Genomic DNA, 23,298 nt, shown 5'->3' on the forward strand with positions numbered 1-23,298 from the left:
TGCGCCACATGCCAGCGCTTTGTTCAACAATATCTAGCAAATTCCTTACCAATCTGCCATGCCAAGCCCACGCGACCCCTCCAGCAACGAATCCACGAGCCTGAGCGATGCCGTGGCCGAGCGCATCCGCCAGCAGCTGATCCACGGCGAGTTGCGCGCCGGGCAGCGCCTGTCGGAAGCCGCGCTGAGCCAGCAACTGGACATCTCGCGCAATACCTTGCGGGAGGTCTTCCGCACGCTGATCAAGGAAGGCCTGCTGCGGCATGAACCCAACCGCGGGGTCTCCGTGGCCACACCCTCCATTGCCGACATCATTGACATCTACCGGGTGCGGCGGCTGATCGAATGCCAGTCGCTGGAGAAGGCCTGGCCGCTGCACCCTGCGCACAAGCGCATGCGCCAGGCCGTGGACGACGCCCTGGCCGCCCGCCAGGTGAAGGACTGGCGCACCGTGGGCTCGGCCAATATGGCTTTCCATGCGGGCATCGTGGCGCTCAGCGACAGTGCACGCCTGTCCTCCATGTTTGCCCACCTGGCCGCCGAACTCCGGCTGGCTTTCGGCATGCTGGACGATCCCGAATACCTTCATGCCCCCTACGTCGACCATAACGCGCGCCTGCTGCAGATGTTGATGGATGGGCAGACCAAGGAGGCTGCCCAGGAATTGGAGACCTATCTGGTGCAATCCGAACGCATGGTACTGGCCGTCTATGCGCGCCAGCTGCCGTGATTCCGGTCCCCAGGAAGGTGCACAACCACAGGGATGCGCACCAATTTGGTTGAACAATCTGAATTCAGACTCTCAACAATAAGAAGCTACAACACCTACGCAACAGCAGCATCGTTGAAATCCCCTATGGAGGATTGTTGAAACCAATGCTACTTTTGGCACGTAACTTGCCTTACGTGACCACCTGCATCTTTCAGCCCTTCCTCAAGGAGTCAACATGAAGCGTCGCATCTTTTGCGCTACCGCCACCTTGGTCGCCAGCATCGGTTTTGCCGGTGCGGCCGCTGCCCAAACCAAGTGGGATTTCGCCACCGCTTACGGCCCCGGCAACTTCCACTCCAAGAACAACGAGCTGTTTGTGAAAGAGGTGGACGCTGCCACCGGCGGCAAGCTCAAGATCACGCCGCACTTCGGCGCATCGCTGTTCAAGATGCCCGAGATCAAGCGCGCCGTGCAAACCGGCAATGCGCAGATGGGCGAGTTCTTTCTGGTGAGCTTTCAGAACGAATCGCAGATCTTCGGCACAGACGGCCTGCCCTTCCTGGTGAGCAGCTACGACGAAGCCTTCAAGCTCTACCAGGCGCAAAAGCCTGCGCTGCAAAAGCTGCTCGACAAGCAAGGCCAGGTGCTGCTGTATTCGGTGGCCTGGCCGCCCCAGGGCATCTACACCAAGAAGCCCGTCAACTCGGTGGCAGACCTCAAGGGCATGAAGTGGCGCGTGTACTCGCCCACCACCGCCCGCATCGGCGAGCTGATTGGCGCACAGCCTGTGACCGTGCAGGAAGCCGAGCTGTCGCAGGCCCTGGCCACCGGTGTGGTGGACGGCCTGATCACCTCCAGCGCCACCGGTGCCGACAACAAGCTGTTTGAAAACCTGAAGTATTACTACAACGTGCAGGCCTGGATCCCCAAGAATGCCGTGACCGTGAGCAAGAAGGCTTTTGCCGCACTGGACAAGGCCACGCAGGACGCCGTGTTGAAGGCCGCTGCCGACGCGGAAGCCCGCGGCTGGAAGGAATCCAAGGAAGTGGATGCCAAGTCCATCGCCGCGCTCAAGGCCGGTGGCATGAGCATCGAAACCGGCTCGGCCCAGCTGAAGGCCGACCTGGCCAAGGTCGGCGAGACCGTGGTCAAGGAGTGGACCGAAAAGGCCGGTGCGGACGGCCAGGCCATTCTGGATGCCTACAAGAAGGCCAAGTAATAGGTTGCAGCCCTGAAACAAGGCCCTTGCATTGCACCAGGCAGCGCAAGGGCCTTGTCCGATGGGACCGGTTCAACCCCTGCTGCGGAACACAAGCATGCGCAAATTTTTAGATGGTCTGTACGGATCTACGGCCTGGCTGGCGGGCCTGGGAATGATCGGAATTCTGGTGATGGTGCTGCTCACGGTGTTGAGCCGCGTCATCGGCTTCAACGCCCCGGGCACCGATGCCTATGCGGGCTATGCCATGGCCGGCTGCGGCTTCATGGCCCTGGCCAGCACGCTCAAGAAGGGCGAACACATCCGCGTCACCCTGCTGCTGGGCGCCCTCAAAGGCAAGGCGCTCAAGACCATGGAAGTGACTGCCCTGGTGATCGCCACCACGCTGGCCGGCTTTCTGGCGTTCTATTCCACACGCCTGGTGTTCCAGTCGTGGGAGATTGACGATATCTCGGTGGGCATCGATGCCACGCCGATGTGGATTCCCCAGATCTTCATGGCCCTGGGCACCATTGTTTTCTTTATCGCTTTTTGCGACGAACTGGTGCTGGAGCTGATGGGCAAGCGCAAGGCTGTTGCGAACGAGGACGCGCACCATGAATGAAATTACCGCAAGCATTGCACTGATCGTGGTGCTGCTGGCGCTGCTCACGGGCGGCGTCTGGGTCGGTCTGACCCTGGCCGGCGTGGCCTGGTTCGGCATGGAGTTCTTCACCGCGCGCGCCGCCGGTGATGCCATGGCCATGACCATCTGGGGGTCGGCCAGCAGCTGGACGCTGACCGCCCTGCCGCTGTTTGTGTGGATGGGCGAAATCCTCTACCGCACCAACCTGTCCGAGAGCATGTTCCGCGGCCTGGCCCCCTGGGTCAACGCCCTGCCCGGCCGCCTGCTGCACACCAATGTGATCGGCTGCACCATCTTTGCCGCCGTGTCGGGTTCCTCCGCCGCGACCTGCGCCACCGTGGGCAAGATGAATGTGCCCGAGCTGCTCAAGCGCGGCTACCCGCAGGACCAGGTAATTGGCTCGCTGGGCGGCCCGGCCACCCTGGGCCTGCTGATTCCGCCATCGATCATCCTGATCGTCTACGGCGTGTCGGCCGAGATGTCGATCTCCAAGCTGTTCATGGCCGGCGTGCTGCCGGGCATCATGCTGGCGGTCATGTTCAGCGGCTGGATCATGGTCTGGGCGCTGCTGAATCCCGAGAAGGTGCCCAAGGCCGACGGGACCATGAGCTTCAAGGAGAAGATCTACGAGTCGCGCCACCTGATCCCGGTCGTGCTGCTGATTGCGGCGGTGATCGCCAGCATCTATTCGGGCATTGCCACGGCGACCGAGGCCGCCGCCATTGGTGTGGTCGGTTCGCTGGTGCTGTCGGCCGTGCAAGGCGCGCTGACCTGGAAGAACTTCAAGGACGCCCTGTTTGGCGCCACGCGCCTGTACTGCATGATCGCGCTGATCCTGGCCGGCGCTGCCTTCATGACCCTGTCCATGGGCTACATCGGCCTGCCGCGCCAGCTGGCGGAATTCGTGGGCAGCCTCCACCTGTCGCCCGCCATGCTGATCATCGTGCTGGGCATCTTCTACATCGTGATCGGCTGCTTCCTGGACGGCATCTCCACCATCGTGCTGACCATGAGCGTGGTACTGCCCATCATCCAGGCTGCGGGCATCGACCCGCTGTGGTTCGGTATCTTCCTGGTGATCACCGTGGAGACCGCGCAGATCACACCGCCCGTGGGCTTCAACCTGTTTGTGCTGCAAGGCATGACGGGCAAGCAGATCACCTATATCGCCCGCGTCTGCGCGCCCTACTTCTTCCTGATGGTGCTGGCCCTGGTGATTCTGTGGTTCTTCCCGCAGATCGTGACCGCACTGCCCAACAACATGTAGACCCCGTCTACGCCCCGCACCCAGAGCGCTTCCTGTGAAGCGCTCTTTTTTTTCTTGGCCGTGCAACGCTGCGGTGCCGGCTCCAGCCTCCATAGCGGCTTTCCCCATGCCGCTTCTGCAGCATGCCGCGCCACCGCTGTGCCCTGCACTCCCAGCAGGAATACACCGGCAAAGCACGCCGCAATCTGCGGTGAAGCACTGCGGCCTGCCCCCCCTGGCCCCTTCCACCGGACCTTCCCGAAAGCAGCATGGAGATACGCAAGGATGGTTCGCGTTCCGGACAGCAGATTTTTTTCTGGCTCGCATTTTCCAGCAGCCACCTCCAAATAGGTGGAAATACCATGGACCATGTGATTGACCTGAACGGATTCTGAATATTTATCTGGTTGGTAAAAATCCAATATCACCTGAACGAATTGTGAATATATATTTTTCCAGTTACACAAGAAACTACTACTCACATCTCAAAAAATTCTCAGTTCTGCCTATAGATTGCCACTTATATTTATCTTTTTTAAATAATAAATACCCATTAAATCCCTAGATGATCGGCCGCCGGCACACTGGATTTGCTTGCAAAAGTGGAGCGCCAAAGCGCACATGAATTTGCCCTGCACGGCGCGCAAACCCTGGGCATCCGGCGCAAACCAGGTAGGGCCAGGTAGCCCCCCCCTCCAACCCGCCTGGCGACCAGCGCAGGCACACCCGGACATACAAGGTCTTTTCCACTTTATTGAATCGGCCAACCGTAAACAAAATACAAATACGTCGCAATTACATATGGGGTCAGATGCGATTTAGCCTACAGCGACGGTTATGTAACCGCGTCGATGGGTATCGGAGATTTCTTACGCACTATTCGATTGTGAAAAATATCCACCAGGCCTAATATTTCTCAAAACAAGATAAATATTCCGATAGAGATTATCTATCTTGCAATGTCACTTTTGGATCGCATCCGATCAACACCGGCCACGGTGACGGACACGGTTCAGCAAGCACAGAGAGTGGAGGCTGGTCATGGACTTTTCAGAACTTCGCGCCGGAGCCGAGCTGGTGGGCGCACTGCTCACCGAGCCACGCTCGCTGCTGCTGCTGCTGCTTTTGCTGGCCGCCGCCATCTGCGATCTGCGCAGCCGCCGCATCCCCAATGCCCTGACCTTCGGTGGTGCGGCCATCGCCCTGCTGTACAGCCTGACCTCCTCCTCCCACCACGGCGGCGGATTCTTCTGGGCGTTGGGCGGCATGTGCCTGGGTCTGGTGCTCATGCTGCCGCTGTACCTGCTGCGCGCCATGGGTGCAGGGGACGTCAAGCTCATGGCCATGGCAGGCGCATTCCTGGGTCCCGACGGCGCCTGGCATGCCGTGGTCTTCGTCTTCATCGCTGGCGGCATCGCTGCCCTGGTCTACGCGCTGTGGCACAGAGCCGCCAGGAAGCTGCTGCACAACACACGGCAGACCACACAGCTGCTGTTCATCTCCGTCGCCGCGGGGATCCGTCCCGATGCACGCACCAGTTCAGCGCCATCCGTGGGCACGCTGCCCTACGGGGTCAGCATCGCGCTGGGCACGGCATCGTTTCTCGTCGCCCGGCAATTCACCTGGGTTTAACCATCACTACGGTATAGCGGGAGGTCCCCATGAAAAACCTCAAGGCCCTGGGTCTGTTCGTCCTCGCTGCACTTGCCAGCCTGGCCGCTGCGGTCTACGCCGCCAACTGGGTTGCCCAGCGCGGCAGCATCGATGCCGACAAGGTGGTGGTCGCTGTCAGCGACATCCCTCTGGGCAGCAAGATTCTTCCCACCATGCTCAGCACGGTGGACTGGCCCCGGGGATCTATCCCGAACGGCGCCTTCCATGACATCCAGCAGTTGCAGGACCGCGTCGTCAAGGTGGGCGTGCTGCGCGGGGAGGCCGTACTGGAAGGCAAGCTGGCCCCCGTGGGAACCCGGGGCGGCCTGGCAGCCGTCATCGCCCCGGGCAAGCGGGCCATGACCGTGCGGGTGAACGATGTGGTGGGCGTGGCGGGCTTTGCCCTGCCAGGCAACCACGTGGACGTGGTGGTCAACGCCCAAACAGAGCAAGGTGGCAAATCGGACGATGCGCGCCAGATCAGCAAAACCGTGCTGGAGAACGTGCTGGTCCTGGCAGTGGCGCAGGAAGCCGATCGCGACGAGACCAAGCCCAAGGTGGTCAGCGCCGTCACGCTCGAACTCAGCCCGGAAGAGGCCGAGAAACTGGATCTGGCACGCAGCGTAGGCAATCTGTCCCTGGTGCTGCGCAACCAGATTGACAAGGATCCCGTCAGCACCACGGGCATCACCAAGCACCAGCTGTTCGGCACGGCCGAACCCACACCGCCCAGCGCCCCCGTCAAGGTGGCTGTGGCCAAGCCCGCCGCGCCCCGCGCCCGGCCCGCACCACTGCCATCGGCAGCCACCTGCGTCGAAGTCATCCAGGGCGGCACCAGCACCCTCAACTGCTTCTGACGCGGCAACAACCAACACACCAGAGAGAGAGAGGCCGGCCGTGAAATACCACCATCTCTATGCAGCAGTGAACCTGCTGCTGGTCAGCGCATCATCCGCGCTGGCCGCCGATGCCCAGCCCGCTGGCGCATCCCCTGCCATGGCCATGGCGGCACCCGCCGCAGCGTCTGCGGCACCACGTGCCGCCTCGTCCACCCGGCAATGCACTGCCATCCGCATGGAGGAACCCGCCACCGTCACCCTAGGCAAATCCGTCGTCATTCCCCTGAGCTCACCGATGGTGCGCATCCTGGTAAGCGGCCAGACACCCCCAGCCGGCCAGGCAGCCCCCGCCACTGCCATGGGCGGCCAGGCACAGGCCCAGAACGGCATTGCCGACATCGAAGTGCAGCTGCTCAGCCCCCGCGACCTGTTCTTCCGCGGGCGCAAGTCCGGTGCCATGAACGTCATCCTGCAGAACGCCCAGGGCACCTGCTTCATCAAGGATGTGGTGGTCACCATCGACCCGGGACCGCTGCAAGCCAAGCTCGCTGAACTGATGCCCGAAGAACGCGGCATCCGCATCCAGGGCGCCGACAACGCCCTGGTGCTCAGCGGCGAGATCAGCAATCCGCTGCGCCTGGACGACATCGTCACCCTGGCAGGGGCCTACAGCGACAGCAAGAAGATCGTCAACCTGCTGCGCACCACCTCGCCCCACCAGGTGATGCTGGAAGTCAAGATCGCAGAAGTCAGCAAGACCCTGCTCGACAAGCTGGGCTCCAGCTTCAGCGGCCAGCGCATCACCAGCGGTGGCATGAACTCCTACTCCGTCGTGTCGAACTTCCTGAGCGGCGGCGGCGGCCTGCTGAGCGCCCTGCGCGTGGGCAAAGGCGCGCTGAACATCGATGGGCAGAAGGACGATGGCCTGGTGCGCATCCTGGCCGAGCCCAACATCATGGCCATCAGCGGCCAGCAGGCCAGCTTCCTGTCCGGCGGGAAGATCTTCATCCCGGTGGCGCAGACCAATACCAACGGTGTGCCGGTGATGACGCTGGAGGAAAAAGAGTTCGGCATCGGCGTCAAGTTCACCCCCACGGTGCTGGGCAATGCACGCGTCAACCTGAAGCTGGTGTCCGAAGTGTCCGACCTGTCCCAGACCGGGTCCCCCTTCACCGCCATCAATGGAGTCACCTCCATCATCCCCTCGCTGTCGGTGCGCCGGGCCGATACCACGGTGCAGCTCAACGACGGTCAGAGCCTGGTCATTGCAGGGCTGATCAAGAACAACATCACCGAAGCCATCAAGCGCTTTCCGGGACTGGGCGAGATTCCCGTGCTGGGGGCACTGGCCCGCAGCACCGAGTTCCAGACGGACCAGACCGAGCTGATGTTCATCATCACCCCGCGCCTGGTACAGGCACTGGCCCAAGCGCCCTCGGTCCCCACCGACAACCATGTGCCGCCTTCGCGTGCCGAGGTGTACCTGAACGGTGCGCTGGAAAGCTCCACACCGCCGCCCTCGCCCACGCCAGCCCCGGCGCCTGCACCGGCCCCAATGGCGACACCGGTTCCGGCGGCCGCTACACCGGACATGCAGACCCTGCCCTCGGCTGAGCCCCCAGCCAGCCGTCCGGCCCCCCAAAACCCGCCCACCTGAACCGGAGGCCGCCATGTCCATTCGCACCACCTTGCTTCCACTGGCCACCGCCGCGCTGCTGGCGGGCTGCGGCAGTACCACCCCCCACTACGACGCCCGCTTCGGAGACGCCGTCCGGTCTGCCCGCATGCAGATGACCATCAACCCCGATGCGGGCAAGACGCCGGGCACCGGCGCCGACGCCGCCAGCGGCATGGATGGCCGGGCCACCCGGCACACCCTGGAGCGCTACCAGCAAAGCTACAAGAGCCCGCCCCAGGCCGTCAACGTCATCAATATCGGCGGCTCCCTGAGCGGCGCGGGTGGCGGTGGTGGCGGCGGCGGTGGCAGTGGCGGCACGCCGTGACGCCTCAGCCTCCTACACCCGCTGTATCCATCACCACACGCCACAGAAACCTGAATTCGAAAGGAGTCCAGACCGCACACCGGCCTTGCACGCCAGCTAACGGCCTAGAGCCAATGTTTCACACGTGTCTCCAACCCTTCAACACACTGAGGTTCACCATGTCCCATATCGCTCATCAATTTGGCAATTCCCTGCTGTCCTTTGTCCGCGACGAAGAAGGCGCACAGGTCGTCGAGTACGCACTGATCATCGCCGTGGTCTCCATTGCGCTGGTGATTGCACTCAAGGCACTCACTGAAGACGGTGGCGGCTTCAGCGATTTCATTGACCGGGTCTCCGCCTGCCTGACCACGTCGACCTGCGAATGATTTGACGCAGCAAGCGTTCGCCCTGACACCCCTCACAGGAGGAAACCATGTACTTATCACCTCAATGGCGCGGCGCTGTGCACCACTTCCTCAAGGATGAGGAAGGCGCACAGGTCGTGGAATACGCGCTGATCATTGCAGTGGTTTCCATTGCACTGGTGCTGGCACTGCAGGGCCTGGCCGGCGGCCAGTTCGCGGACTTCATCACCCGAGTCTCGGACTGCCTGACGGGCACATGCACCTAGGGGCCATGTCGACGGGGTCGGCACGGCAGCCTGCTGCCGTGCCGATGCCCCCGGCGTCCACACACACACCACCCTTTCTCCACCCGATGAGGTTCCATCATGAGCACCCGCACACTAGCCCCCAGATTGGCGCGGCCTGCCGGACTCACTGGCTGCCGCGGACACCGGCGCCAGCGGGGAGCCATCATCATCACCGCCGCACTGGCCCTGCTGCTGCTGCTGGGCTTCATGGGCATCGCACTGGATTTCGGCCGCCTGTTCATCGTCAAGACCGAACTGCAGACCGCCCTGGACAGCTGCGCACTGGCGGCCGCACGTGAACTCAATGGCAAGTCCGATGCCATTACCCGCGCCGTGAGCGCCGGCAGCACCGCCGCCAACGTAAACGGCGTGAACCTGCAATCCGCCACCTGGAACGGCCAAGGCAAGGTGACCGCGGCCGACATCACCTTCCGCAACAGCAGCTACATCGACACCACCGCCCCGACTGCGGCGGTCTATGCCCAGTGCACCCACACCCAGCCCAACATCCGCCTGTGGCTGCTGCAGGCCATGGGCGCCTTCTCCGGCAACACCGCCGACTTTCCATCCACCCGCAGCGTGCGCACCACGGCCGTGGCCACCCGCGCCAGCGCACAGAGCGCCTGCCCCATTCCCGTCGCGCTGCAGCCGAAAACGCCCGGCGCCACCAGCCCGAACTATGGCTACACCGTGGGCGACTGGCTGACCCTGCTGTCCAAGTCCAATGGCGGCAGCACCTTCGGCTGGGCCAATCTGGATGGCTCCAACAGTGCGTCAGAGACGGCGAATGAGCTCAACGGCCACTGCGGCAGCAAGATTGGCGACACCCTGGGTACGCCCGGCGTGCAGGCCTCCGTGGTGGAAATCTGGAACTACCGCTTCGGCATCTACAAGAACAACAGCGACCCCGCCGTCAACCGGCCCGACTACACCGGCTTCATCTACACCTCGGCCAGCTGGTCGGCAGGGCGCAACGCCTACAGCGGCACCTCCGGCAGCACGCCCAACTTTCTTGCCCAGCGCCTGGCTTTCACGCGCTGCGGCAACAACGCTTCGCAGTGCGGCATGCAGGGCGGTGGCTTCTCCAAAATTGCCACCTCCGCCCAGCACCAGGCCTACGGGGCAGACCGCCGCATCGTGACCGTGCCCATCGTCAACTCCAGCCGCAGGTTGATCGACTTTGCCTGCATGCTGATGCTCCAGCCCATGACCATCCCCGTCAATGACGTGCAGCTGGAATTCCTGGGCAATGCGGGGGCGGTTGGCAGCCCTTGCACCACCAGCGGACTCGCTGGCGGATCGGCCGGCCCCCTGGTCCCTGTCCTCGTGAGGTGATGTCATGCGCGCCCACCACCGTCAACAAGGCGTGGAGCTGGTAGAGCTCGCGCTGATCCTGCCCTTCCTGATTCTGTTGAGCATGCTGGTCGTGGAGTTCGGCCGCGCGCTCTACGAATACAACACCGTCGCCAAGTCTGTCCGTGACGCGGTGCGCTACCTGTCGGTCCAGTTGCCCAACACCAACTGCGCCCAGGCCCAGAACCTGGTGGTGTATGGCAAGACCACCGCCGGCACCACGCCGCTGGCACGCGGCCTGACCACCGGTTCAGTGACCTGCTCCTGGCAGACCGCAGGGACCTATCCGCTGATCAATACCGTCACTGTCACCGTCAACAGCTACCGCTTCCAGTTCATGACGGCCAGTGTCTTCGGCCTGAAGCTCGGCGATGCCAACGACGGACTGACCCTCAGCAACATCGCCGCCACCATGAGGACCCAGACATGAGAGCCTCACACCACCGCCGTACAGAGCGCGGCGCCACCATCATCGAATTCGCCCTGGCGCTGCTGGTCTTCCTGATGTTCCTGCTGGGCATCCTGGACTTCAGCCGCATGCTCTTCACCTGGGTGGCCGCCAACGAGACGGCGCGTGCCGGTGCACGCTATGCCGCGGTCTGCGACGACACCACCAAACAGGCCCAGGTGCTGGCCCGCATGCAGGCGCTGCTGCCCCAGATCCAGAGCATCAGCACCAGCTGGACTCCGACCGGCTGCACGGCAGCCACCTGCCAGAGCGTCACCGTGGCGGTCACCGGCCTGCAGTTTCAGTGGATTTCGCCCCTCGTGGGCTCCGGCATGCAGGCTGCGATTCCGACCCCCAGCTTTGCCACCGCGCTCCCACGGGAAATCATGCGGCAGGACCCCAACAGCAACACCGCTTGCACCAACTAAACCGCGAGTCCCCACACCATGAAGATCGTCATCATCTCCCCCCGCCCTGCCCATCTGCAAGAGATGGTGCAGGTGCTGCAGACCCACTCTCACCAGGTGCATGTCTTCGAGGGCGGCAAGACCCGCATGCCGGCGATTGCCGAACACGAGCGCCCCGACCTGATGATGGTGGACGGCATGTGCTGCGACCCGGCCGACCTGGCACCGGTGGAGCAGGTGACCACGCGCTACCCACGCACTGCCGTGCTGCTGCTGTGCGCCCAGCAGTCGCCCGAGTTCCTGCTGCAATCCATGCGTGCCGGGGTGCGGGAAGTCCTGCCCTCCACCGCCGCGCCCCAGACCTTGCTGGATGCCGTGCAACGCATTGCAGCCAAGCTGCAGGATGCCACGCCCCACGTGGCCCAGGGACGGACCGTGGCACTCCTGCCTTGCAAGGGCGGTGCCGGAGCCACTTTTCTGGCCACCAACCTGGGGTGGGCGCTGGCACGCAGGCATTCCGTGCTGCTGATCGACCTGAATCTGCAATACGGCGATGCGCTGTCCTATCTGCACGAAGGCAGGCCCAGCCTGACATTGGGCGACATCGCGACCGACATCCACCGTCTCGATGCCTCGTTCCTCACCGCCTGCGCCGTCAAGGTGAACCCCAACCTGCATGTGCTGGCGGCACCGGACAACGCCATCCAGGCCATGGGCGTCACGCCCGAACATGTGGACGCCATCGTGGCGCTGGCCACCGCCCACTATGACTTCGTGCTGCTGGACATGGGCCGTGTGCTGGACCCCCTGGCCCTGCGCGTGCTCGACCGGGCGCAGACCATTGCCCCCGTGCTGCTGCCCAATGTGCCTGCGGTACGCAATGCGCAGAAGCTGCTGCACATGCTCCAGGACCTGGGCTATGCAGAAGACCGGCTGCACCCGGTGCTGAACCGGGTGGACAAGCGCAGCGACATCGGCCTGAACGAAGTCCGGCGAACCCTGGGCCAGACGCTGCAGTGGCAGACCATCTCCGATGCCCCCCAGGAAGTCCAGGCCGCCATCAACGCCGGTGTCGCACTGGCCGATTCCAGCCGCAACTGCGCGGTGGTGCGGGAGCTGGCGGCCTGGGCCGAGACGCTGTCACCCACGCTGCATGAAGGCCACAGCGGCCTGCTCAACCGCCTCTTCCGCCGTGCATGAACACCCCACCGCCTACCAGGAGACCGCCATGTCGCTACGAGACTTTCTTGCCACCTCCGCCGCCCGGAACCCCAAGCCGTCGCTTCAGCTCGTGGCCGACAATGCAGACACGCCGGATGCACCGGCGGCAGAGGCCGTCCAGCCTCCTGCACCACCGCTCTACGGACAGTCTGCGGCCTACCTGGCGCTCCGGGGCCGGATCCACGCCAAGATGGTGGAGCGCTTCGACCTGGCGGCACTGGAAACCCTTCCCAAGCCCACACTGCTCCAGGAAATCGCCGGCATGACCGAGCGGCTGCTGTCAGAAGACTCGGCGGCGGTCAACGATCTGGAACGCAAGCTGCTGATCCGCGACATCCAGCACGAGATGCTGGGCTTTGGCCCCCTGGAGCTGCTGATGGCGGACCCGGCGGTATCCGACATCCTGGTCAACCGGCACGACCAGATCTATGTGGAGCGCCTGGGGCGCCTGGAACTGACGCCGGTGGTCTTCACCGATGAAAAGCACCTGCTGCGCATCATCGACAAGATTGTCTCGCGCATCGGGCGGCGCATCGACGAATCCAGCCCCATGGTGGACGCCCGGCTGCCCGATGGTTCGCGTGTGAATGCGGTCATCTCCCCCGTCGCACTGGATGGGCCGATGATGTCCATCCGGCGCTTTGCCCACACCCCGCTGCGCATGGAGAACCTGATCCAGGACCTCAAGAGCCTGACACCAAATATGGCCCTGGTGCTGGAAGCCCTGGCCAAGGCCAAGGTGAACATGATCATCTCGGGCGGTACCGGTGCCGGCAAGACCACCCTGCTCAACATCCTCTCGGGCTACATCCCCGAAGCAGAACGGGTGGTCACCATCGAAGATGCCGCCGAACTGCAGCTGCAGCAGCCCCATGTGGTGCGCATGGAAACACGCCCGCCCAACATCGAAGGCCGGGGCGAAATCACGCAGCGCTCCTTGGTGCGCAATGCACTGCGCATGCGGCCGGACCGCATCATCATTGGCGAAGTGCGCGGCGCCGAGGCCGTGGACATGCTCCAGGCCATGAACACGGGCCACGAGGGATCGCTGACAACCATCCACGCCAACACCCCGCGCGACTCGCTGTCCCGGCTGGAGAACATGATCGGCATGGCCGGCCTGAACCTGCCGCACCAGGCGGCCCGCCAGCAGATCGCCTCTGCCATCACCGTGATCGTGCAGGCGCTGCGCCTCACCGACGGCAAGCGCAAGATCACCAGCATCCAGGAGATCACCGGCATGGAAGGCGATGTGGTCACCATGCAGGAAATCTTTGCCTTCACCCAGACCGGCATCGGCTCGGGCGGCGACGTGCAGGGGTACTTCCATGCCACGGGCGTGCGCCCCAAGTTCGCCGAGCGGCTCAAAGGCTTCGGCATCGCGCTGCCGGACACCGTCTTCGACCCGACACGCCACTACCAGTGAACACCCCGAAAAGGAGCCGCCATGTCATCCTTTTTTTCCACCCATTCGGCACTGGTGATCGTCGCCCTGGTGTTTGTGGCCCTGCTGCTGCTGCTGGAAGCCTGCCAGGTGCTGTGGCGACAGTACAAAAGTCCGGAAGCCAAGCAGCTGGAACGCCGTTTGCGCGCCCTCTCAGCAGCCGATGACCGCAGCACCCCGTCCAAGCTGGTCAAGGAAAGGGTGCTCAGCGACATGCCGGGGCTGCAACGCACGCTGCAGCGCATGCCGCATGCACACCAGCTGGACCGGCTGATCGTGCAATCGGGCCTGGAGTGGACGGTGTCGGGGCTGCTGCTCACCAGCGCCGTGCTGTGGGCCGCAGGAGCGCTGACCCTGAGCATGCTCCGCCAGCCCCTAGAACTGGCGGTGGCCGCCGGCGCCGCGCTGGCCGCGCTGCCCTGGCTCTATCTGCAGCGCAAACGGCACCAGCGCCTGGTGCTGATGGAGCGCCAGCTCCCCGAGGCACTGGACCTGATCGGGCGCGCGCTGCGTGCCGGCCATGCCTTCTCGGCAGGCCTGCAGATGGCCGGCGACGAGCTGCCCGACCCCATTGCCGGTGAGTTCCGGCTGGTGCACGACGAGATCAACTACGGCACCTCCTTGCAGCAGGCACTGAACAACCTGGGGGAGCGGGTGCCGATCACGGACCTGCGCTACTTCATTGTGGCGGTGCTGGTCCAGCGCGAATCGGGGGGCAACCTCACCGAGATCCTGTCCAACCTGAGCCACCTGATCCGGGAGCGGCACAAGCTCTACGCCAAGGTGCGGGTGCTCTCCTCCGAAGGCCGGATGTCTGCCTGGATCCTGGGGCTGATGCCGTTTGCCCTGGCCGCCCTGCTCAACCTGATGAATCCGGAATTCATGTCTGCCATGTGGAAGGACCCCATCGGGATCACCATCCTGAAGTGGCTGGCCGTCATGATGGTGATCGGCATGCTGATGCTGCGCCGCATCATCCGTATCCGGGTCTGAGCCTGTCTTGAATGCAAGGAGTCACCATGCTGATCTTCGCCCTGCTCACCTTTGCCGCGGTCATGCTCACTGCGGGGGCTCTGTTTTTCTGGCTCACTCCCACCGCCGCGGCGCAACGCCTGCAAGCACTGGCGCCAACGGCCGGCCATAGCAACTGGACCGAGACGGCCGTCAGGCTGATCGGTCCTTTCGCCCACCTGTCATCGCCGACTGCGGGTATCGATGCCACGCCTTTGCGCCTGCGCTTTCTGAATGCCGGCATCCGCCACCACAGCGCCCCCATGCTGTACTTCGGCATCAAGACGCTGCTGCCCGTGGGCGCCGCCCTGGCCGTCTACTCCTTTATGCTGACCGTCAGCAAGGCCAGCAGCAACGAACGCATGTTCTACCCGCTGGTGGCGGCCCTGGTGGCCTGCTACCTGCCCAACCTGGTCCTGCGCTGGATGGCCTCGCGCCGCAAACGCGAAATCTTCGAGAACTTTCCGGACGCAGCCGATCTGATGCTGGTGTGCGTCGAGGCCGGGCTGGGTCTAGATGCGGCCCTGACCAAGGTGGCAGAGGAAATCCGCCTTCAGAGTGACGCCCTGGCCGAGGAACTGCACTGGACCAACCTGGAGATGCGGGCCGGCAGTGCCCGTGAAAAAGCACTGCGCAACCTGGCCGCACGCACCGGCGTGGACGAGATCCACACCTTTGCCGCCATGCTGACGCAGGCCGACCGGTTTGGCACCAGCATTGGCGAGTCGCTGCGCGTGTTCTCGGAAGACCTGCGCCACAAACGCCAGATGCGCGCCGAAGAACTGGCCTCCAAGATCCCCACCAAGATGCTGCTGCCCCTGGTGACCTGCATCTTCCCGGCGATTGTGATGGTCGTCCTGGGGCCTGCGGTGATTCGCATCATCCGCATGGCCCTGCCCATGGTGTCCGGCACAGCATGATACCGGCGGCCTGCGCCACGACCCGCGTTCCCTGCGGGACGTGAGGCACCTGCCGAGGGCGCAGCTCTGGCTCTGCGGCCCGGTTGCCACGCATCCCTTGCAGGGCCAGCCGCAGCGCTGAAACGGGCAGCCCTGCTTGGCCTGGTGCGCACCAGCCCAGTCCGACCGGGCCCCCCAGGCCCTTCTCATCACCTCACCCCAAGGACTGCCCAGCGCAGTCCCCTCCGCCGCAAACACCCTTTCACCCTCCGGGACATGCCGCCCACACAGCGGGCGGAAGCGCCGGATGGGTCCAACCCCTCACCCGCCATGGACCTGCCATCCGCACGCCGGAGCAGGGCCCGACACCGCGCCACCCAGTGGCTTTCTGCCCTCTGGGCAGGCTGCCATCCGCACCGAAATTCCAGGCAACCCTACACATTGCTTACAAACCGCACCCCGGCATGTCAATGAACGGTTCCGCATATCGATACGCACAAGCATTCTTTTCCGAAAAGCCCACCCGGTGGGAACCTCGCTGCCTTAGCTGCCAAGCGAGGAAAACATATGTCTTTGCCATCGGTCACAGGGTTGGACCACTACATCATCCGGGTCAACGACCTGAACGCTGCCACTGTGCAGTACCGCAAGCTGGGATTCGCGCTGGCACCACAGGGCGTGCACCACCAGGGCACCCGCAACCAGACGCTGATTCTGGATGCCAACTACCTGGAACTGCTGTACTTCCCCCCTGCGCTGCAATCCACCTCACGCTTCGCGCATTACCCTGAGTCCTATCAAGGGCCGGTGGCAGTCGCACTGCAGACCACCGACAGTGCAGCCGTGCACCGTGAGCTGGCACAGGTCGGCATCCACGCCGAAGCGCCCGAAGGCGGCGGCCGCCCGGTGCATCTGCAGGATGGCCCCGAGGATGCGGCCTGGCTGAACACGCGCTTTCCCACAGGTGCCTTGGGCGCGCCGGACTTCTTCACCTGCGGGCATCTGACACGCCACCTGGTCTATCGCCCGGAATGGCAGGACCATCCCAACACGGCGCGCCGCATTGAAGCACTCGTCGTGGTCCACCCCGATCCGCTGAGTCTGCGCAGCGCCTACGAACAGGCGTTTGGCCGCATTTCCATCGGCAACACCGGCCCGGATGGCTGGACGCTGCGCCGTGGCTCGCTGCGGCTGCTGTTTCTCACACCCCAGGCCTTCCAGGCCCGGTTCCCGGGCATCCCGCAACCGGCTACTGCAGATGGGACCTGGTTCGCCGGTTCCATCATCGGTGTGCGCGATCTGGTGCAGACCCGCCACGTCCTTGCCACCAACGGCGTACAGGCCCAGGACAACGCCTACGGCGAGCTGGTGGTGAACCCCGCCGATGCGGCAGGTGCCTTGCAAGTGTTCGTGCAGGAGTCCCACGCATGAGCACCGTTCTGGAAATCTGGGAAGCCTTTGCGAACGACTACAACGACGGCCGCCAGCGCTTCATTGCCCAGGCCCAGCGCGCCGGTGCAGAGCTCTCGCACTACGCACACCCCACTCTGCGCACGCCGGACGGTCAGCCGCTCACGCTGGACGTGGCCCGCCTGGGCCCGGCGGACGCCACCCGCACGCTGCTGCTCATCAGCGGCACGCATGGCCTGGAAGGCGCCGCCGGCTCTGCCGTACAGAATGCCTGGCTGGCCAGCCAGACCGCGCAGTCCTTGCCGCCCGACACCAATGTGCTGCTGGTGCACGCACTCAATCCCTTCGGCTGGTCGCACGACACCCGCACCAACGAAAGCAATGTCGACCTGAACCGCAACTTCATCGACCACGCCGCCCCCCGGCCCTCCAACACCGCCTACGACGCGCTGCATGCGCAGCTAGTTCCGGACAACTGGACGGCCACCGGCCGCCAAGGTGTGCAGAGCGCCATCCAGGCCTTCCGCGACGCGCATGGGGCCGATGCCACCTTCAATGCCATGGCCAGCGGCCAGTACCGCCACGCCCAGGGCCTGGCCTTTGGCGGCCAGCAGCGCGAATGGTCCAACCTCACGCTGGAGCGCATCCTCGGCGAGCACCTGGCGCACACCGAGCGGGTGGCCCTGATCGACTGGCACACCGGCATCGGGGAATACGGCGAACCCTTCTTCCTGTGCTTCAACGCCGATGGCAGCGAAGAGCAGCAGCAGGCCGCCCAGTGGTGGAGCCATGAACGCGTGCTGGGCCAGCGCCCGCATGGGATGGCACGCCCCGATTACCAGGGACTGGTCTTTCGCGGTGTGGAGGCCTTCCTACCGGGCCGCAAGGTCGCCGGCGCCGTGATCGAGTTCGGCACCCGCGGCACCAACACCAGCGAATCGCTGCGCCTGGACCAGTGGCTGCGCTTTCGCGCGCCGCAGCAGGCCGATGCGGCCCGAGACGCCCAGCTGCGGCACGACCTGATCGACACCTTCGTCCCCTATTCCGGCATCTGGCGCCAATCCGTGCTCCGGCACGGCGTGGAAATCACCGACCAGGCCCTGCATGGCCTGGCCCAGTGGAACTGATTGAACCCCAAGCGACATACATCCCCATGAAAGCTCTCGTACTGCATGAACATGGCGACAACGAAAAGTTGACGCTGGAACCCCAATTCCCCAACCCGACACCGGGCGCCGATGACGTGGTCATCCGCGTCAAGGCCTCGTCGCTGAACTACCACGACGTCTTCACCCGCCGCGGCATGCCCGGCATCCGCCTGTCCTTTCCCGTCATCATCGGCCTCGATGTGGCTGGCGAGGTGGAACAGGTGGGTGCCAACGTCACCGACTGGAAGCCCGGTGACCGGGTGCTGGTGGACCCCATTGACCGTGTCGATGGCGGGCTGGTAGGCGAAACCATCCATGGCGGCCTGGCCGAGCTGTGCCGGGTGCCCGCGCACCAGCTCATCCGCTTGCCTGACCAGGTCAGCTTCGGTGAAGCGGCGGCACTCCCGGTGGCCTACGGCACGGCGCTGCGCATGATGAACCGCATCGGTCAGGTCAAGGCCGGCGAAAAGGTGCTGATCCTGGGCGCCAGCGGCGGTGTGGGCGTCTGCGCGGTGCAGCTGGCCAAACTGGCCGGCGCCACGGTGATTGCCTGTGCAGGCACCCCGGAGAAGGCCGAACAGCTGCGCCAGCTGGGCGCCGATGATGTCATCCTCTACACGGAAGAAGACTTCCTCAAGGCGGTGCAGACACGCTATGGCAAGCCTGCGCGCCGGCGCGGCCAGGCCGGCGGTGGCGTGGATGTGGTGGTGAACTTCACCGGTGGCGACACCTGGGTGAAATCGCTGCGCTGCCTGCGCCTGGGTGGCCGGGCTCTGACCTGCGGCGCCACGGCAGGCTTCGACCCCAAGGAAGATCTGCGCTTCATCTGGACGTTCGAGCTGCAGATCCGCGGCTCCAACGGCTGGGAGCGCGAGGACCTGCACGAGCTGCTGGAGCTGGTGCAGTCCAGACAGCTCAAGGTCCTGATCGACCGCCAGTGGCCGCTGGATGACGGCGCCAAGGCACTGGCCTCCCTGGAAGACCGCAAGGTCTTCGGCAAGGTGCTGGTGGCCGCATGAGCGAAGCCGCCACCCTGCCTGCGCAGACGCAGGCTTCTGCCGCCCCGGAGCGCCTGGATCTGCAACAGATCCAGGCGCACTTTGACCGCTCCCCCTTCATTGCCTGGCTCCAGCTGCAAGCGCTGGAGGTGGACCACGAAGCGGGTGAGCTGACGGTCCATGCGCCTTTTCAGGATGCACTGGGCCGCAGTGCCAACACCGGCCAATGGCATGGCGGCCCGCTGGCCGCCGTGATCGACACCGTGGGCGATTTCGCCGTCGGCATGCTGGTAGGACGCGGCCTGCCCACCATCAACTTCAGGGTGGACTATCTGCGCCCGGCCATCGGCACCAACCTCAAGGCGGTCGCCAAGGCCCGCCGCGTGGGCAAGACGGTGGGCGTGGCCGATGTCGATCTGTTCAATGACCAGGGCGTCCTGGTCGCCATCGGCCGCGCCAGCTACGCCACGCTGGGCTGACCACGCAAGCAAGTGAAAACCACCATGACCCAACCCACCGCTCTGTCACGCCGTGACGTTCTGATTCGCAGCGCTGCAGGCCTGACCGCCGCCGCCAGCTACAGCTGGGGCCTGCCCGCCCAGGCCCAGGCCACCACACCCCGGCGTGGCGGCACGCTGGTCATCTCCTGGGGGGGACTGGAGCCACAGGCGCTCTATGTGCCCGGTGGCGGCGGCTCTGCGCCCTACCAGACGTCCACCAAGATCCTGGAGCGCCTGCTGCGCATCGACGACAAGCTGCAGTTCCAGCCCGTGCTGGCCGAGTCGGTGACCCCCTCCGCCGATTTCAAGCAGTACACCATCAAGCTGCGCCAGGGCGTGAAATGGCACGACGGCAAGGACTTCACCGCGCAGGATGTGGTCTTCAACGCGCTGCAGCACTGGAAACCCATTTCCGCCGGCATTGCGCTGAAAGCGCTGGCCGACGCCAAGGCGGTGGACAGCCACACCGTGCTGCTGACCTTCCAGACCCCGGTGCCGGAGTTCTTCCTGAAGTCCACCCTGGCCGGCGCGTACCAGCTGGTGCTGCCGCGCCACCTGTACGAAGGCAAGGACATCATCACCAACCCGGCCAACAACACGCCGGTCGGCACCGGCCCCTGGAAGTACGGGCAATGGGTGCGTGGCAGCCACGTGCAATACCAGCGCAATGAACAGTACTGGCGCCAGGGACAGCCCTATATCGACAAGCTCATCGTGCGCTGGTGGGCGGATGCTGCCTCCCGCGGCGCCGCGCTGGAGACCGGCGAGCTGGGCCTGGCCTATTCCAGCCCCGTGCCGGCCCGTGACATCGACCGGCTGGTCAAGACCGGCAAGGTGACCCTGGAAACCCGTGGCTACGAGAACGCAGCCTGGACGGTCACCGCGGAGTTCAACCAGCGCCGCGAGCATGTCAAGCGCCGGGAAGTGCGGCAGGCCATCCTGCACGCCATCAACCGCCAGTTCATTGTCGACACCATCTACTACGGCCGCGGCAAGCCTGCCATTTCGCCGATCTTCAGCAGCAACCCCATCTTCTTCACGGACGATGTGCCGCGCTATGCCTTCGACCCCAAGAAGGCCGGCGCACTGCTGGATGCGGCAGGCCTGCCGCTCAAGGACGGCAAGCGCTTCAGCGTGAATCTGCTGGCCGCAGCATGGTTTGAAGAGAACGCCAAGCTGGGACAGTACCTCAAGCAGGCGCTGGAGGATGTGGGGATTGCGGTGAAGCTGGACTCGGTGGACCGTGCAACCGCCTTGAAGCGCATCTACAGCGACTACGACTACGACATCGCCATCTCCAACTTCACGGCACCGCTGGAGCCGGTTCCCACCGTAACCCAGTACTTCACGACCGACGGGATTGTCCGTGGTGGTGCGTTCCGCAACGCGACCGGCTTCTCCAACCCCGAGATGGATACGCTGGTTGGCCGCATCACGGTGGAAACCAGGCCCCAGGAACGCAAGAAGCTGGTGCATGCCTTTGCAAAGCTGGCGTCCACCGAAGTGCCGCTGGTGCCCCTGGTGGAAATCCAGGCCTTCACGCTGGCCAGCAAGAAGCTGCACAACTTCACTTCTGTGGCCGACGTGCAGGGCGGATCGCTGGACGATGTCTGGATCGGTGCTTGAGGTGAGCACATGCTGGTGAACCTCATTTTGCGCCGGCTGGGACAGGCGGTTCCACTCCTGCTGGGGGTGGTGGTGCTCAACTTCCTGCTCATCCAGATGGTGCCCGGCACCTTTCTGGATGTCATGACGGCGGAGCGCCAGGTCACCGATCCGGCACTCATCGAGCGCTTGCGCGTGACCTATGGCATGGACCAGCCTGCCAGCGTGCAGCTGCTCAAGTACATCGCTTCGGTAGCACAGCTGGACCTGGGCTATTCCTACCGGCACAACACCCAGGTCATCGACGTGATTGGTGCCCACCTGCCGGCCACGCTGATCCTGATGCTGTCCGCATTGGCGATTGCGGTGCTGGTGGGGGTTGCTGCGGGCATCGTCTCGTCCATCAAGGTGAACACCTGGTGGGATACGGCGGTCTCCCTGTTTGCCACGCTGTGCTTTGCGGCGCCCAGCTTCTGGCTGGGCATCATGCTCATCGTCCTGTTCGCGGTGAAGCTGGGCTGGTTTCCGGTGGGCGGCATGGTCACCATCGGGCTGGATGGCGGACTCTGGCAACAGACCCTGGATGTGCTCCACCACCTGGCACTGCCGGCCATCACCCTGGGGCTGTTCTACAGCGCCAGCTACGCCCGCGTCATGCGTGCCTCCATGCTGGAGGTCAGCCGCATGGACTATGTGCGCACGGCCAAGGCCAAGGGCCTGAAGGACGTGGCCATCGTGCTGCGGCACATGGCCCGCAATGCGGTGCTTCCCATCGTCACGCTGCTGGGGCTCCAGCTGGGTGCCGTGCTGGGCGGCAGCATCGTGGTGGAAGCTGTCTTCAGCTGGCCGGGCATCGGCAGTGTGCTGTTCGACAGCGTGATGAGCCGCAACTACCCGGTCGTGCTGGGCATTCTGGTCCTGAGCTCGGCCGTAGTGATTCTGGCCAATATTGCCGTGGACATTCTGTACGCACGGCTTGACCCGCGCATCAAGGCGCTCTGACATGCGTTCCATCCCTACCCCCATTCCTGCGGGGCCCAGCGCCTCACAAACAGCCCGCAAGGCTGCGGGCGCCATCGGCCCGTTCCTGCGCCGCTTTGCGCGCAACCGCGGCGCCGTGATCGGCGCGGTGATCCTGTGCACCATCGCGGCCGTGGCCCTGGCGGCGGACCTGCTGTTCCCCACCGATCCCTTGCGCATCGTGGCGACGCCCGAGATCTGGCCTTTCACCCAGTGGAGCCATCCATTGGGCACCGATTCGCTGGGCCGGGACATTGCTGCCATGATCGCCCACGGTGCGCGTGCCACCCTGCTCATCGGTCTGGTGGCGGCCACCACCGCCACCCTGCTGGGGGTGGGCATTGGCGCGGCATCCGCCTGGGCCGGCGGCTGGGTCGATGAGGTGCTGATGCGGGTGACGGAGCTGTTTCAGATCATCCCGAATGTGGTCTTCGTGCTCACGGTGGTGTCGATTCTCGGCCCCCACATCGAAGCCATCACCCTGGCCATCGGCCTGGTCTCCTGGCCCCCGATCGCACGGCTCACGCGCGCGGAATTCCTGTCCTTCAAGGAGCGGGAGTTCGTCCAGGCCTGCCGTTCGGTCGGCCTGCATCCGGCACACATCATCTTCAAGGAAATCCTGCCCAATGCGCTGCCCCCGGTGATCGTCATGTCGTCGCTGGTGGTGGCGGGCGCCATCCTCTATGAATCCGTGGTGTCGTTTCTCGGTCTCGGCGACCCCAATGTCGCCAGTTGGGGACGCCTGGTGGGCGAAGGGCGCAGCCTGATCCGCACCTCCTGGTACCTGTGCGCCGTACCCGGCGTGGCCATCATGCTGGCGGTTCTCTCTCTGAATCTGGTCGGCGACGGGCTCAACGACGCCCTCAACCCCAAGCTGCGCAAGCGCTGAGGCGCGGCAGCCAC

General features: G+C 64.4%; 24 protein-coding genes. All 24 read left to right on the plus strand.

Annotation, left to right across the window (positions count from 1 at the left end; all coding sequences use genetic code 11):
• Nucleotides 1–58 precede the first annotated feature (58 nt).
• Nucleotides 59–730 carry a GntR family transcriptional regulator gene (locus tag B3349_RS07430; RefSeq protein ID WP_066540152.1) on the plus strand — a complete coding sequence of 224 codons (672 nt, stop codon included), beginning with the start codon at nt 59–61 and terminating at the stop codon, nt 728–730.
• A 217-nt stretch (nt 731–947) separates the two neighbouring features.
• Nucleotides 948–1,931, plus strand: coding sequence for a TRAP transporter substrate-binding protein (locus B3349_RS07435; RefSeq protein ID WP_291587730.1), 984 nt, complete (start codon nt 948–950; stop codon nt 1,929–1,931).
• A gap of 97 nt (nt 1,932–2,028) precedes the next feature.
• The gene (locus B3349_RS07440) at nt 2,029–2,535 is read left to right on the plus strand and encodes a TRAP transporter small permease (protein ID WP_066540148.1); all 507 of its coding nucleotides are present in this window, start codon (nt 2,029–2,031) and stop codon (nt 2,533–2,535) included.
• Nucleotides 2,528–3,823, plus strand: a complete 1,296-nt coding sequence (locus B3349_RS07445) for a TRAP transporter large permease (RefSeq protein ID WP_291587732.1) — start codon at nt 2,528–2,530, stop codon at nt 3,821–3,823. The genes B3349_RS07440 and B3349_RS07445 overlap by 8 nt, the downstream gene beginning before the upstream one ends.
• A 1,020-nt stretch (nt 3,824–4,843) precedes the next feature.
• Nucleotides 4,844–5,434 carry an A24 family peptidase gene (locus tag B3349_RS07450; protein ID WP_066540142.1) on the plus strand — a complete coding sequence of 197 codons (591 nt, stop codon included), beginning with the start codon at nt 4,844–4,846 and terminating at the stop codon, nt 5,432–5,434.
• A 29-nt stretch (nt 5,435–5,463) separates the two neighbouring features.
• Entirely contained in the window at nt 5,464–6,312 is an 849-nt protein-coding gene (cpaB, locus tag B3349_RS07455) for a Flp pilus assembly protein CpaB (protein ID WP_291587733.1), read from the plus strand.
• Between the two features lie 139 nt (nt 6,313–6,451).
• Entirely contained in the window at nt 6,452–7,951 is a 1,500-nt protein-coding gene (locus B3349_RS07460) for a type II and III secretion system protein family protein (protein ID WP_414646862.1), read from the plus strand.
• Between the two features lie 13 nt (nt 7,952–7,964).
• On the plus strand, nt 7,965–8,297 hold the full coding sequence (locus B3349_RS07465; RefSeq protein ID WP_066540129.1) for a hypothetical protein: 333 nt from the start codon (nt 7,965–7,967) through the stop codon (nt 8,295–8,297).
• A gap of 158 nt (nt 8,298–8,455) precedes the next feature.
• The gene (locus B3349_RS07470; RefSeq protein ID WP_066540127.1) at nt 8,456–8,665 is read left to right on the plus strand and encodes a Flp family type IVb pilin; all 210 of its coding nucleotides are present in this window, start codon (nt 8,456–8,458) and stop codon (nt 8,663–8,665) included.
• 47 nt (nt 8,666–8,712) lie between these two features.
• Nucleotides 8,713–8,910 (plus strand): Flp family type IVb pilin, encoded by a 198-nt coding sequence (locus B3349_RS07475; protein WP_066540125.1) that lies wholly within the window; start codon nt 8,713–8,715, stop codon nt 8,908–8,910.
• A gap of 99 nt (nt 8,911–9,009) precedes the next feature.
• Nucleotides 9,010–10,266: a pilus assembly protein TadG-related protein gene (locus B3349_RS07480; protein WP_291587736.1), complete on the plus strand. Its 1,257-nt coding sequence runs from the start codon at nt 9,010–9,012 to the stop codon at nt 10,264–10,266.
• Nucleotides 10,267–10,270: 4 nt separating this feature from the next.
• Complete coding sequence (locus B3349_RS07485) at nt 10,271–10,714, plus strand: TadE/TadG family type IV pilus assembly protein (RefSeq protein WP_066540121.1); 444 nt, start codon at nt 10,271–10,273, stop codon at nt 10,712–10,714.
• Nucleotides 10,711–11,160: a TadE/TadG family type IV pilus assembly protein gene (locus B3349_RS07490; RefSeq protein WP_291587737.1), complete on the plus strand. Its 450-nt coding sequence runs from the start codon at nt 10,711–10,713 to the stop codon at nt 11,158–11,160. Before B3349_RS07485 ends, B3349_RS07490 begins: the two co-directional genes overlap by 4 nt.
• 18 nt (nt 11,161–11,178) lie before the next feature.
• On the plus strand, nt 11,179–12,339 hold the full coding sequence (locus B3349_RS07495) for a CpaE/TadZ family protein (protein ID WP_291587739.1): 1,161 nt from the start codon (nt 11,179–11,181) through the stop codon (nt 12,337–12,339).
• 28 nt (nt 12,340–12,367) lie between these two features.
• Entirely contained in the window at nt 12,368–13,786 is a 1,419-nt protein-coding gene (locus B3349_RS07500) for a TadA family conjugal transfer-associated ATPase (RefSeq protein ID WP_291587994.1), read from the plus strand.
• A 21-nt stretch (nt 13,787–13,807) separates the two neighbouring features.
• Nucleotides 13,808–14,797 (plus strand): type II secretion system F family protein, encoded by a 990-nt coding sequence (locus tag B3349_RS07505; protein ID WP_066540113.1) that lies wholly within the window; start codon nt 13,808–13,810, stop codon nt 14,795–14,797.
• 26 nt (nt 14,798–14,823) lie between these two features.
• The gene (locus tag B3349_RS07510; protein ID WP_218333071.1) at nt 14,824–15,735 is read left to right on the plus strand and encodes a type II secretion system F family protein; all 912 of its coding nucleotides are present in this window, start codon (nt 14,824–14,826) and stop codon (nt 15,733–15,735) included.
• A 546-nt stretch (nt 15,736–16,281) separates the two neighbouring features.
• Nucleotides 16,282–17,145, plus strand: a complete 864-nt coding sequence (locus B3349_RS07515) for a VOC family protein (RefSeq protein ID WP_291587740.1) — start codon at nt 16,282–16,284, stop codon at nt 17,143–17,145.
• Nucleotides 17,142–18,251 carry a M14 family metallopeptidase gene (locus B3349_RS07520; protein ID WP_291587741.1) on the plus strand — a complete coding sequence of 370 codons (1,110 nt, stop codon included), beginning with the start codon at nt 17,142–17,144 and terminating at the stop codon, nt 18,249–18,251. The genes B3349_RS07515 and B3349_RS07520 overlap by 4 nt, the downstream gene beginning before the upstream one ends.
• Nucleotides 18,252–18,277: 26 nt before the next feature.
• Nucleotides 18,278–19,291, plus strand: coding sequence for a quinone oxidoreductase family protein (locus tag B3349_RS07525; protein WP_291587742.1), 1,014 nt, complete (start codon nt 18,278–18,280; stop codon nt 19,289–19,291).
• Nucleotides 19,288–19,749, plus strand: coding sequence for a PaaI family thioesterase (locus B3349_RS07530; protein WP_291587743.1), 462 nt, complete (start codon nt 19,288–19,290; stop codon nt 19,747–19,749). The genes B3349_RS07525 and B3349_RS07530 overlap by 4 nt, the downstream gene beginning before the upstream one ends.
• Nucleotides 19,750–19,773: 24 nt before the next feature.
• Nucleotides 19,774–21,396, plus strand: a complete 1,623-nt coding sequence (locus B3349_RS07535) for an ABC transporter substrate-binding protein (protein ID WP_291587744.1) — start codon at nt 19,774–19,776, stop codon at nt 21,394–21,396.
• Nucleotides 21,397–21,405: 9 nt separating this feature from the next.
• Complete coding sequence (locus B3349_RS07540) at nt 21,406–22,377, plus strand: ABC transporter permease (RefSeq protein ID WP_291587745.1); 972 nt, start codon at nt 21,406–21,408, stop codon at nt 22,375–22,377.
• Nucleotide 22,378: 1 nt separating this feature from the next.
• Nucleotides 22,379–23,284, plus strand: a complete 906-nt coding sequence (locus B3349_RS07545) for an ABC transporter permease (protein WP_291587746.1) — start codon at nt 22,379–22,381, stop codon at nt 23,282–23,284.
• Nucleotides 23,285–23,298: the final 14 nt, after the last annotated feature.

The sequence above is a fragment of the Comamonas sp. UBA7528 genome, assembly GCF_002479375.1.
Taxonomy (GTDB): domain Bacteria; phylum Pseudomonadota; class Gammaproteobacteria; order Burkholderiales; family Burkholderiaceae_C; genus Comamonas.

Coding starts and splice junctions, on each gene's coding strand:
- B3349_RS07475 (WP_066540125.1), top strand. CDS start 8,713: ATGTACTTATCACCTCAATGGCGCGGCGCTGTGCACCACTTCCTCAAG.
- B3349_RS07450 (WP_066540142.1), top strand. CDS start 4,844: ATGGACTTTTCAGAACTTCGCGCCGGAGCCGAGCTGGTGGGCGCACTG.
- B3349_RS07430 (WP_066540152.1), top strand. CDS start 59: ATGCCAAGCCCACGCGACCCCTCCAGCAACGAATCCACGAGCCTGAGC.
- B3349_RS07525 (WP_291587742.1), top strand. CDS start 18,278: ATGAAAGCTCTCGTACTGCATGAACATGGCGACAACGAAAAGTTGACG.
- B3349_RS07440 (WP_066540148.1), top strand. CDS start 2,029: ATGCGCAAATTTTTAGATGGTCTGTACGGATCTACGGCCTGGCTGGCG.
- B3349_RS07495 (WP_291587739.1), top strand. CDS start 11,179: ATGAAGATCGTCATCATCTCCCCCCGCCCTGCCCATCTGCAAGAGATG.
- cpaB (WP_291587733.1), top strand. CDS start 5,464: ATGAAAAACCTCAAGGCCCTGGGTCTGTTCGTCCTCGCTGCACTTGCC.
- B3349_RS07535 (WP_291587744.1), top strand. CDS start 19,774: ATGACCCAACCCACCGCTCTGTCACGCCGTGACGTTCTGATTCGCAGC.
- B3349_RS07520 (WP_291587741.1), top strand. CDS start 17,142: ATGAGCACCGTTCTGGAAATCTGGGAAGCCTTTGCGAACGACTACAAC.
- B3349_RS07545 (WP_291587746.1), top strand. CDS start 22,379: ATGCGTTCCATCCCTACCCCCATTCCTGCGGGGCCCAGCGCCTCACAA.
- B3349_RS07470 (WP_066540127.1), top strand. CDS start 8,456: ATGTCCCATATCGCTCATCAATTTGGCAATTCCCTGCTGTCCTTTGTC.
- B3349_RS07530 (WP_291587743.1), top strand. CDS start 19,288: ATGAGCGAAGCCGCCACCCTGCCTGCGCAGACGCAGGCTTCTGCCGCC.
- B3349_RS07480 (WP_291587736.1), top strand. CDS start 9,010: ATGAGCACCCGCACACTAGCCCCCAGATTGGCGCGGCCTGCCGGACTC.
- B3349_RS07435 (WP_291587730.1), top strand. CDS start 948: ATGAAGCGTCGCATCTTTTGCGCTACCGCCACCTTGGTCGCCAGCATC.
- B3349_RS07540 (WP_291587745.1), top strand. CDS start 21,406: ATGCTGGTGAACCTCATTTTGCGCCGGCTGGGACAGGCGGTTCCACTC.
- B3349_RS07445 (WP_291587732.1), top strand. CDS start 2,528: ATGAATGAAATTACCGCAAGCATTGCACTGATCGTGGTGCTGCTGGCG.
- B3349_RS07460 (WP_414646862.1), top strand. CDS start 6,452: ATGGCCATGGCGGCACCCGCCGCAGCGTCTGCGGCACCACGTGCCGCC.
- B3349_RS07465 (WP_066540129.1), top strand. CDS start 7,965: ATGTCCATTCGCACCACCTTGCTTCCACTGGCCACCGCCGCGCTGCTG.
- B3349_RS07485 (WP_066540121.1), top strand. CDS start 10,271: ATGCGCGCCCACCACCGTCAACAAGGCGTGGAGCTGGTAGAGCTCGCG.
- B3349_RS07515 (WP_291587740.1), top strand. CDS start 16,282: ATGTCTTTGCCATCGGTCACAGGGTTGGACCACTACATCATCCGGGTC.
- B3349_RS07510 (WP_218333071.1), top strand. CDS start 14,824: ATGCTGATCTTCGCCCTGCTCACCTTTGCCGCGGTCATGCTCACTGCG.
- B3349_RS07505 (WP_066540113.1), top strand. CDS start 13,808: ATGTCATCCTTTTTTTCCACCCATTCGGCACTGGTGATCGTCGCCCTG.
- B3349_RS07490 (WP_291587737.1), top strand. CDS start 10,711: ATGAGAGCCTCACACCACCGCCGTACAGAGCGCGGCGCCACCATCATC.
- B3349_RS07500 (WP_291587994.1), top strand. CDS start 12,368: ATGTCGCTACGAGACTTTCTTGCCACCTCCGCCGCCCGGAACCCCAAG.